Below are 11,474 nucleotides of genomic sequence, written 5' to 3' on the forward strand. Positions count from 1 at the left end.
AAGCCAATCGCTTTTGAAGGCAAGTGCGCCTTCTGCAAGCGCTCGTCTTATGCTTGTACCGATAGGCAGGGCACCTTTCGCTTTTCTTATATAAAGGAGGATATACATACTTATGGTTAAAAAAGGCCGCATTGTGGTGTTTTTTGTATTGGTGCTTCTCTTTGGAGCATTAATCGGAGTAACCGGTACAGATACCGCAAAAAATATTAAATTAGGACTCGATCTTCAAGGTGGTTTTGAAATCCTTTATGAGGTACAACCTGCTAAGAAAGGCGATGTAATTGATAGGGAAGCCTTAGTAAGTACGGTGAATGCCTTAAATAACCGTGTAAACGTACTAGGGGTAAATGAACCAAATATTCAAATTGAAGGTAAGGATCGCATTCGTGTGCAATTAGCGGGTGTTGAAGACCAACAAAAGGTTCGTGACATCCTATCTACACAAGCAAAACTAACCTTCAGAGATGTAAACGATAACGTTTTACTTGACGGCTCACAACTAGCGCAAAATGGTGCTAGTCAGGCGTTCGACCAAATGGGAAAACCAGCCGTTTCTCTAACCGTTAAAAATTCAGATGACCTAAAAAATGCTACACAAAAAGTTCTTGACCAAGCTCCAAACAATTTAATGGTGATATGGTTGGATTTTGAAGAAGGTGTGGATTCCTTTGAGGCTGAAAGTAAGAAGCCAAATCCAAAGTACCTTTCAGCAGCATCTGTAAATGAAGTATTCAATAGAAAGACGGTCTCAATAGAAGGAGGCAGCTTTACAGTTGAATCTGCAAAAGAACTCGCTTCTTTGTTAAATGCAGGGGCACTACCTGTTGATTTAGAAGAAATCTATTCCACATCTGTTGGAGCAAAATTTGGTGAGCAAGCTCTAGACAAAACTGTTTTCGCAGGGGCAATTGGTATTTTCTTAGTGCTATTATTTATGCTTATTTTTTACCGATTCCCTGGACTGATTGCTGCTATTACATTAAGTATCTTTGTTTATTTAAACTTATTAGTATTTGATTGGATGAATGCAGTTCTTACTCTACCAGGCATTGCAGCCTTAATCCTTGGAGTAGGTATGGCCGTCGATGCAAATATTATTACCTATGAAAGAATAAAGGAAGAAATTAAGTCCGGAAAATCTATCTTATCTGCGTATCGTTCAGGAAGTAAAAACTCATTCCTAACAATTTTTGATGCAAATATTACAACTCTTTTAGCAGGTGTAGTTCTATTTATTTTTGGGACAAGTGCTGTAAAAGGCTTTGCTACCATGTTAATCGTAAGTATCTTGCTAAGCTTTATAACTGCTGTATATGGAAGCAGATTATTACTTGGACTATGGGTAAATAGTAAATTTCTAAATAAGAAACCAAGCTGGTTTGGCGTTAAACAAAGTGACATTCGAAACTTAGCAGATGCCGATGAGGAAGGGAATTATCCAACTCGATTTGATCGTTTTGATTTTGCGAAACAAAAAAATAAATTCTTTATAGCATCTGGTGTAATGGTTATCTTGGGCATAGCAGTATTGGTAATCTTTAGGCTTAATCTCGGAATTGATTTTGTTGCTGGTACCCGTATGGAGGTGCTCGCTGACCACCCAATCTCTCAAGAAGAGTTCACAGATGAACTTAGTAAGCTTGATCTAGAGGCTAAGGAAATCTTGATTTCAGGAGATAATAGTGACATTGGTGTGGCTCGTTTTGCAGATGAGCTATCTAAAGATAAAGTAAACGAAGTAAAAGCTCATTTCCATGACCTGTATGGGGCAGACCCTAACGTTAGCACAGTCTCTCCAACAGTTGGAAAAGAATTAGCTAGAAATGCCTTTATCGCAAGCTTAATTGCGATGGCGGGTATTATTATCTATGTTGCATTCCGATTTGAGTGGTTAATGGGGCTTGCAGCAATTGTTGCACTATTCCACGATGCTCTCTTTATGATTGTTATCTTTAGTGTTACACGACTTGAAGTAGATGTAACATTTATCGCTGCTATTTTAACCATTATTGGTTACTCTATAAATGATACAATTGTTACGTTCGATAGAATTCGTGAACTTTATAAGAAGAAAAAGCGTGTTAAAACATATGAAGATCTTGCAAGTATTGTAAATAATGGATTAAGACAAACATTAGGACGTTCCGTTAATACTGCTATAACTGTTATCTTCACAAGTGTTGCTTTATTATTATTAGGTGGACAGGCAATTACCAATTTTTCTTTCGCCTTAACAATTGGTTTAGTAGCTGGTATGTATTCATCTATTTTCATTGCAGCACAATTATGGTTAGTATGGAAGACAAAGCAAATTACTAAAAAACGTCCAGCACAGTCTGAATCAGAACAACAGGTATAACATATTAGTAAAAGTCGTGAATTTTCACGACTTTTTATTTTCTCTTTGAATATGGATACACTAAAAAGCATGGCGTATGCGCAGATGAAAAAAGCGCATTTTTGTTCTCAAACTTACATGGGAAGGATGAGGATTTTTTGAAAGAGAACGATCGTTTTAAACAAGCAGAAAAAGCCATAATTATCGGTGTAGTGGGGAATATCATTCTAGCGATTATAAAATGGGTGATTGGGGTACAATCCAATAGTCGTGCGCTGATTGCAGACGCGGTCCATTCTGCATCTGATGTGGCAGGGTCTGTTGCAGTTTTCGTTGGGGTCCGTGCTGCTAAAAGGCCACCAGATGAAGATCATCCATATGGTCATGGTAAAGCAGAGTCTGTTTCGGCCATCATTGTTGCTGTACTACTGGCACTAGTCGGATTTGAAATCGGAAAAGCATCAATTGAGGCTTTTTTTAAGCCTATCGATGTTCCAAAGACGATGGCTATTTATGCTGTCCTATTCTCCATCATCATTAAAGAAATCATGTTTCGCTATAAATATAATCTCGGAAAAAAAATTAAGAGCGATGCACTAATAATTAATGCATATGATGACCGATCTGACGTCTTTGCTTCCATTGCGACGCTTGTGGGCATTGTGGGAGCCATTCTTGGTGGCTATTTAGGAATTGACTGGCTTGTTTATGCTGACCCGGTTGCGGGGTTAGTTGTTGCTGTTTTAATTGTAAAAATGGCCTGGGAATTTGGAACGGAAGCGATACACAATACATTAGATCATGTGTTACATGATGAAGATACAACTGAATATAGAGAATTGGTTCTGTCCGTTCCAGAAGTAAAAAAAATTACGGAACTCCATGCTCGCGAGCATGGACATTATGTTATTGTTGATTTGAAAATTTCTGTCGATCCTTACATGACTGTTGAAGATGGACATAAGGTTGGGAAAAAGGTAAAAGCAAAACTGATGGAATATGCAGAGGTCCAGAACGTTTTTATCCATATCAATCCATACTCTGATGATGACTGAAAATGGAAACCTACTATATAAAAAATGTCAATCGTTGTAACACTCCCAAAGCTTCGATATAATAGTATGGTTAAGGGGTGAAACTTTTGTTACAATCTAAAACTCGTTGGAAAGTAAATGATTACAACCAGGCTAACGCAAATCTACTAGTTAATGAACTGCAAGTTACACCTCTAGTAGCATCCCTACTAGTGAATAGAGGAATTACAACCGTCCAGGAAGCACGTGAATTTTTAGAACCAGATTTACTTGAGTTCCACGATCCATTTTTATTGGACCAAATGGATAAGGCTATTGACAGAATTACTTTGGCCATTAAAAATGAGGAACAGATTTTAGTGTTTGGTGATTATGATGCGGACGGTGTGAGCAGTACGACCGTCATGGTCACTGCCTTAAAAGAAAAAGGTGCCAATGTTGAATTTTATATTCCTAATCGATTCACGGAAGGTTATGGACCAAATGAAACAGCTTTTCGTTGGGCAAAATCGGAAGGAATCTCACTTATTATTACTGTAGATACAGGTATATCTGCGCTTCATGAAGCAGAGGTTGCAAAAGAATTAGGTATTGACTTAATCATTACGGATCACCATGAGGTTGGTCCCGTGTTACCCGTAGCAACAGCGATTATCCATCCGAAAAAGCCGAATAGCCAGTATCCGTTTAAGGAATTGGCAGGAGTTGGGGTAGCATTTAAAGTAGCTCATGCTTTACGAGGAGAGGTCCCTACAGAATTATTAGATGTAGCAGTTATTGGAACAATTGCTGATTTAGTTCCTTTAACTGGGGAGAATCGGCTCCTTGCAAAAAAGGGAATAAGGGCGTTACAAAATACAAAACGGCCAGGTTTAAGAGCGTTATTAAAAAAAGCCAAAATCGAATCCAGTGACATTTCTGAAGAAACAGTTGGATTTGCAATCGGTCCACGCATAAACGCGGTAGGTCGATTGCAATCTGCAGATCCTGCAGTTGATTTATTATTAACAAATGATTTAGAAGAAGCAGCATATATAGCCGATGAAATCGATGAACTGAACAAAGAAAGGCAGCAATTAGTCAATCAAATGACTCAAGAGGCCATTCAAGAAGTAGAGGAAAACTTTCCACCTTCTTCAAATTCAGTATTAGTCATTGCAAGGGAAGGCTGGAATCCTGGGGTGATCGGAATTGTTGCTTCTAGATTAGTTGACCGCTTCTACCGGCCAACAATTGTCTTAAGTATTGATTCTGAAAAAGGTCTGGCAAAAGGCTCAGCAAGAAGTATTGAAGGTTTTAATCTATACGAGAATCTATCAACATGTCGTGATATTTTACCGCATTTTGGTGGGCATCCAATGGCAGCTGGAATGACACTACAAGTAGAAGATGTGGCCGACTTAAGAAATCGTCTTAATACAATTGCAGATGAGGTCCTAACACCAGAAGACTTTCAACCTATCACAGCTGTAGATGCTGTTTGCCATATACAAGATGTTTCGATTGAAACTATACTAGAGTTGAACAAATTAGCACCATTTGGAATGGGAAACCCAAAACCCACTGTGCAAATCAATGATGTTGAAATCAATTCGCTTCGAAGAATTGGGTCTGATCAAAGTCATTTAAAAATTGTGCTTCAGGAAGACCAAATAGCTTTAGATGGAGTTGGATTTGGATTAGGACATACTGTTGACGGAATCTCACCGCTATCGAAGGTTTCCGTTATAGGAGAATTATCTATTAATGAATGGAATAATAATAGAAAGCCTCAAATTATGTTACAGGATATAGCTGTTCATGAGTGGCAATTATTTGATATTCGTGGGATGCGTGATTTTTTATCCTATTTAGAAAAAATCAAAGATGATAAACTCCGATTAGTTTCATTTGCTCAGGAAACTATTCAAAAACTTGGTCTGTCTAATTATGAAGTAACGGTAATTTCCTCCTTTGAAGAGGCGACAGAGCTGCAACTAGATTCAAAGCATGTTGTACTTCTTGACTTGCCAGAAGATGATGAATTGATAAAAGTACTGTTTGATACTAGTTTTCCAAATCGGATTTATACATTATTTTTCCATGAGCAGGATCATTTTTTCAGTACAATCCCGACTCGGGAACATTTTAAATGGTTTTATGCATTTCTGGCAAAAAAAGGTCCGTTTGATATGAATCGCTATGCGCACGAGTTAGCAAAATATAGAGGATGGTCAACGGAAACAATTGATTTTATGTCACAGGTGTTTTTTGAATTAGATTTTGTTAAAATAGACAATGGATTTATTTCATTATCAAATCAAGCTAAGAAAAGGGATTTGACTGAATCGAGAACATACCAATTAAAAGCAAAACGAATTGAATTGGAAAAGCAATTATTGTATTCATCATATCAACAATTAAAGCAATGGTTTGATGCAATAAATAAAGGTTCGCATTCGCTTGAGGAGGCAATTAATTAATGGATTTAAAAAAGTATATTGAAATTGTTGACGATTATCCAAAGCCAGGAATTAAATTTAAGGATATTACTCCTTTAATGAATGACGGTGAAGCGTATAAATATGCTACAGACCTAATTGTGAAATATGCTAGGGAAAAAGAAATTGACCTTGTTGTTGGACCAGAGGCTCGTGGTTTCATTATTGGGTGTCCAGTCGCTTATTCACATGGTGTAGGATTTGCTCCTGTTAGAAAAGAAGGAAAACTACCTAGAGATGTAATTAAAGTGGATTATGGCCTTGAGTACGGTAAAGATGTTTTAACAATCCATAAAGATGCTATTAAACCGGGTCAACGTGTATTAATCACAGATGACTTATTAGCTACTGGTGGAACAATCGAAGCAACAATTAAACTTGTAGAACAGCTTGGTGGTATTGTTGCAGGAATCGCATTCCTTATCGAACTTACTTACCTAGATGGTCGTGACAAGCTCGATGGTTATGATGTATTAACCCTTATGCAGTATTAAGATGTAAATTGAAAAGCGCTCAGATTGAGTGCTTTTTTTAATAGAATCCTTTCTACAACCCGTAGGTAAAGAATTTTTAGACTTTATAGTTTATATTTATGTTATTTCCCTTTACATCTATCAAGATTTTCAAGATAATAGAAACAATAATCTTTTTAATTCTATATTTTAAAAATGATTCAAAGAGACTATATTTGAATCTTCAATTTATAAAAAGGTGATAAAATCCATGGCAAACGAACAGGTCTTAACTCCTGAGCAAGTGATAGAAAAGGCAAGAAAATATTTGAATAATAAGGATCTGGAATTTATTGAACGAGCTTATAAATTTGCTGAAGAAGCTCATCGCGAGCAGTTTCGCAAATCTGGTGAACCGTACATCATTCACCCCGTTCAAGTGGCAGGCATTTTAGTTGATCTTGAGATGGATCCTTCAACAATTGCGGGTGGTTTTCTACACGATGTAGTGGAAGACACGAATGTAACGCTTCAAGAAATTAGTGATGCATTTACTCCGGAAGTAGCGATGCTTGTCGATGGAGTCACAAAGTTAGGAAAAATTAAATACAAATCTCAGGAAGAACAACAGGCTGAAAATCATCGTAAAATGTTTGTTGCAATGGCTCAGGACATTCGTGTTATTTTAATCAAGCTAGCTGACCGATTGCACAACATGCGTACTTTAAAGCATCTCCCACCAGAAAAACAGCGCAGGATTTCCAATGAGACGCTTGAAATTTTTGCTCCATTAGCACATCGACTTGGGATATCTAAAATTAAATGGGAGCTTGAAGATACAGCTTTAAGATATTTAAATCCACAGCAATACTATCGGATTGTTAACCTGATGAAAAAGAAACGTGCGGAACGCGAGGAGTATCTCGAGGAAGTCATTAAAGATGTTAAAGAACATGTTGATGAGGTTTCGATCAAAGCTGATATTTCAGGCCGACCTAAACATATCTATAGCATTTATCGGAAAATGGTTCTCCAAAATAAGCAATTTAATGAGATTTATGATCTACTTGCAGTAAGAATCGTTGTAAATAGCATTAAAGATTGTTATGCAGTCTTAGGAATCATCCATACTTGCTGGAAGCCGATGCCAGGAAGATTCAAAGATTATATTGCGATGCCTAAGCCAAATATGTATCAATCCTTACACACTACAGTAATTGGTCCGAAGGGTGACCCACTGGAAGTTCAAATTCGAACTGTTGAGATGCACCAAATTGCCGAATACGGGATTGCAGCGCATTGGGCATATAAAGAAGGGAAACAGGTCAACACACAATCGTCATTTGAGGAAAAATTAACATGGTTCCGTGAAATATTAGAATGGCAAAATGATGCGTCAAATGCCGAAGAATTTATGGAGTCCTTAAAAATTGATTTGTTTTCTGACATGGTTTTCGTCTTTACACCTAAAGGTGATGTCATAGAATTACCATCTGGTTCTGTTCCGATTGACTTTGCATACCGCATTCACTCGGAAATTGGTAATAAAACAATTGGTGCAAAAATAAATGGAAAAATGGTGACCTTAGATTATCAGTTGAAAACAGGGGATATCATTGAGATACTAACTTCGAAGCATTCCTATGGCCCAAGCCAGGACTGGATTAAACTCGCCCAAACATCCCAAGCTAAAAATAAGATTCGTCAGTTCTTCAAAAAGCAACGTCGTGAAGAGAATATTGAAAAAGGGAAAGAGCTTGTTGAAAAAGAAATTCGCAACTTGGAATTTGAAGTAAAGGATATTTTAACACCTGATAATATAAAAAGGGTTGCTGAGAAATTTAATTTTTCAAATGAAGAGGATATGTATGCAGCGATTGGATATAACGGCATTACTGCAGCTCAAATTGCAAATCGATTGACTGATAAATTGAGAAAACAGCGTGACTTAGAACAAGTTATTGAAACCGTATCTGAGGTTAAACAAGTTTCATCTCGTTCGAAAAGACGTGATTCGGGCGTACAGGTTCAAGGGATTGATAACTTACTAATCCGCCTCTCAAAATGTTGTAATCCGGTACCTGGAGATGAAATTGTTGGATTCATTACTAAAGGTAGAGGTGTATCCGTACATCGTGCAGATTGTCAAAATGTTCATACTGAGGATGCTCAGCAGCGACTCATTGAGGTTGAATGGGAAAGTAATATAAATGATCGTAAAGAATTTAATGTTGAAATTGAGATAAACGGATTTGATCGTCGTGGATTATTAAATGAGGTTCTTCAGGCTGTTAATGAAACAAAGACGAATATTTCAGCTGTTTCCGGAAGATCCGACCGTAATAAAGTAGCTACAATCAACATGTCGATTTCCATACAAAATGTAAGTCATCTTCATAAAGTTGTAGAACGGATTAAGCAAATTCGTGATATTTATTCAGTTCGACGTGTCATGAGTTAGGAGATAAGTTGTCATGAAAGTTGTTGTACAACGTGCAAAAAACGCGCGTGTAGTGGTTCAAAATGAAGTAGTCGGAGCCATTAAGAATGGTTTAATGCTTTTAGTTGGAATTACACATACCGATACAATGGAAGATATTAAATATGTAGCAGACAAGATTGTGAACCTTCGTATTTTTGAAGATGATGAAGGGAAAATGAATCAATCACTGCTTGATGTTAAAGGAGATATTCTTTCAGTATCTCAATTCACGTTATACGGGGATTGCCGAAAGGGAAGGCGTCCAAACTTTATGGATGCTGCTAAACCTGAATTTGCAGAAAAAATGTATGACCTTTTTAATGCAGAAATTCGTGAAAAAGGTGTACATGTTGAAACAGGTTCATTTGGAGCGATGATGGATGTTCAATTCACAAATGTTGGACCAGTTACTTTAATCATTGAGAGTAAATAAAAAATGCCTCAAAAGCGATTTGCTTTTGGGGCATTTTTGTTGAAAAATTATTTTCCCTTAAAATATTGAGCTAGTCCATAATAGACTCCGTTCGAAACATTTTCTTGGAACGTATTTGTGTTAACTGTATATTCTTCAGTCGGATTACTGAGAAATCCTAATTCTAATAAAACAGATGGATTAAGGTTCTCACGTAACACTTGATAATTACCTAGACGGTGTTCTCTGTTTTTAAATCCTGTATTCTTGACTAACTCTTTTTGAATGTTAGAAGCGAGTCCAACATCGCTGTTTTTATAATAATAAGATGTAACGCCACGAACATTTCGATCATAAATGCTATCATAATGGATACTTACAAAAGCATCTGCACTTCGATAATGTGAAATACTCACTCTTGAGCGAAGACTGACATAATTATCGCTATTTCGTGTCAGAACTACATTTGCACCTGATGCACTTAATTTATCAAATACCATTCTTGCTGTATGTAGATTTAGTGTTTTCTCATAAGTACCACTTACTCCAATGGCTCCACTATCATTTCCGCCATGACCAGGATCAATCACGATAGTTTTTCCCTTTAAATATTGATTAACACCAGGTCTTTCTACAATTTGGTTTGATCCACTAAAGGAAACGAGCCAACCTGCAACATATCCAATTTTATTGCCCGGAAGGTTGATTTTATACCAGTCACCCTCCTTTGCTACCATTGCAAAGGAATCCCCTTCATTCGCACGAGCAACCACTGAAGTTGAAGTAGATGAACCTGAACGAATATTTGTTCCATTGTAAAGAATTTTTACAGTAGATTCAGAGTTGTTTGGGGTTTCACGTTGTGAATCCAACTGAACGTCAAGATACCAACTAGCGACCCATCCTTTATTCCCATTTGGCAACGTAATATGGCTCCAATTATTTACTTCTTCATGAATAGTGACTTTATTCCCCTGCTTCAAACTGCCAATAATTCTCCCTGAAAGGGAGCCACTATCTCGCACATTTAAGCTGGATGCTGTCACTTTTCCAATTTTTCCTTGATTTGTTGGACTTTGTGGAGGTGCAGCAGGCTGAGATGGTTTTTCTCCTGAAGAAGAAATACCTGCAACAAAATCCCTATGTATCCAAGCAGAGCCACTGCCAAATTTAATTTCTAACCATTTTTCTCTTTCATTAGTAATCGTAACAGTAGCATTTTGCTTTAACTTTCCTACAATTCTTCCTTGCGAATTAGGTTGATCGCGTACATTTAAGATTGAAGCTGTAACAGTTCCTGTTTTCTTTGATGTACCAGAATTTGAATTTGGTTTTGAATTCGTAGAACCAGATGTTTGCTTTGTTGTTAAGAATTGTGAGGAAACCCAGCCAATATGTCCTTTATAAGAGATTTTTGACCAATTATCATTTGCTTCAATAAAACCAGCTTCATTTCCCTTGTTTAACGATCCGATCACTTGGAATCCTGTTCCTGGACCGCTACGAAATCTAAGTCCATCTACAGTTGAAACAACGGTGGACGATGTACCAGATTGGGTAGAATTAGTTTGAGTTTCTTTAATAAGCCAAGAAGCTACCCAGCCTGTTTTTCCAGTAGAAAGTTGTAACTTTACCCAATCATTTTTTCTTTCGATGATGGTAAATTTCTCTCCTTGTTTGACCTGTGCAGTTCTTGAGTAGGAGAGTCCGGGGCCGTCCCTCACGTTTAGTATGGTGGTGTCAATAATTGCGATTTGTTCAGCTTTTGTAAGATTTCCCGGGTTGGTTGTAACTGAAAAAATAATCGCGAGTAGGAACGCTAGTCCTATTTTAAAAATCTTGTGTAACACGTAAAAGCCTCCTTGAGTAAAAAGCATAGCTTTATAAAGATTCGCTAAAAATAAAAAAATTCCTGTTTAAAAGAAATAATTTCTTAAAAAAGGGAAAGATACGTAATATCTTACCATGAAAAAGGGGCGAAAAGGATGAGATTTAGCGAAAAAAGCAACAATGTACAAAATACAGGAGGAAATCTATTCGGGGTTGATTTCCACGACTTTATTCAGAAGGAACAATCATCAACCTATGTGGAATTAGCTAGTGAATTTGGTGTTTCACTTAAAGATGTACGAAACTTAAAAAAACAATTACATCGTTCCTAAAATAACCTTTTTGTTCTAAAAAAAATAAAAAATTGAATCATAAACTTGACATGTATCGAGTTCATACGTATGATAATATAAAATTCTACAAAAAAATATGATATTATGAACCAG

Annotated in this window: 8 protein-coding genes and 1 other annotated feature (1 of these 9 running past the window's edge); of the genes, 7 read left to right on the forward strand and 1 reads right to left on the reverse strand. The window is 36.9% G+C overall.

Features of this window, described 5'->3' with window-relative positions:
- Window positions 1-112: 112 nt before the first annotated feature.
- The 6 genes from secDF (at window position 113) to dtd (ending at window position 9,219) form a co-directional block, all read left to right on the forward strand.
- Complete coding sequence (gene secDF, locus AC6CHV_RS13705; RefSeq protein ID WP_498079055.1) at window positions 113-2,359, forward strand: protein translocase subunit SecDF; 2,247 nt, start codon at window positions 113-115, stop codon at window positions 2,357-2,359.
- Window positions 2,360-2,496: 137 nt separating this feature from the next.
- Window positions 2,497-3,393 carry a cation diffusion facilitator family transporter gene (locus tag AC6CHV_RS13710; RefSeq protein WP_341330760.1) on the forward strand — a complete coding sequence of 299 codons (897 nt, stop codon included), beginning with the start codon at window positions 2,497-2,499 and terminating at the stop codon, window positions 3,391-3,393.
- Window positions 3,394-3,479: 86 nt separating this feature from the next.
- A complete protein-coding gene (gene recJ, locus AC6CHV_RS13715) occupies window positions 3,480-5,834 on the forward strand; it encodes a single-stranded-DNA-specific exonuclease RecJ (protein WP_498079056.1) in 2,355 nt (784 codons plus the stop codon).
- Complete coding sequence (locus AC6CHV_RS13720) at window positions 5,834-6,346, forward strand: adenine phosphoribosyltransferase (protein WP_121447738.1); 513 nt, start codon at window positions 5,834-5,836, stop codon at window positions 6,344-6,346. The genes recJ and AC6CHV_RS13720 overlap by 1 nt, the downstream gene beginning before the upstream one ends.
- Window positions 6,347-6,575: 229 nt before the next feature.
- Window positions 6,576-8,765, forward strand: coding sequence for a RelA/SpoT family protein (locus AC6CHV_RS13725; RefSeq protein WP_341330762.1), 2,190 nt, complete (start codon window positions 6,576-6,578; stop codon window positions 8,763-8,765).
- 13 nt (window positions 8,766-8,778) lie between these two features.
- Complete coding sequence (dtd, locus tag AC6CHV_RS13730; RefSeq protein ID WP_341330763.1) at window positions 8,779-9,219, forward strand: D-aminoacyl-tRNA deacylase; 441 nt, start codon at window positions 8,779-8,781, stop codon at window positions 9,217-9,219.
- Between the two features lie 47 nt (window positions 9,220-9,266).
- On the opposite strand, the gene AC6CHV_RS13735 is transcribed toward dtd, so the two are convergent.
- On the reverse strand, window positions 9,267-11,048 hold the full coding sequence (locus tag AC6CHV_RS13735) for an SH3 domain-containing protein (RefSeq protein ID WP_498079057.1): 1,782 nt from the start codon (window positions 11,046-11,048) through the stop codon (window positions 9,267-9,269).
- Window positions 11,049-11,183: 135 nt separating this feature from the next.
- Between AC6CHV_RS13735 and AC6CHV_RS13740 the strand changes: the two genes are divergently transcribed.
- Complete coding sequence (locus tag AC6CHV_RS13740; RefSeq protein WP_498079058.1) at window positions 11,184-11,360, forward strand: hypothetical protein; 177 nt, start codon at window positions 11,184-11,186, stop codon at window positions 11,358-11,360.
- A gap of 104 nt (window positions 11,361-11,464) precedes the next feature.
- Window positions 11,465-11,474, forward strand: a binding site (T-box leader) (it continues 346 nt past the right edge of the window).

It is taken from the genome of Ferdinandcohnia sp. GQ5, assembly GCF_059759275.1.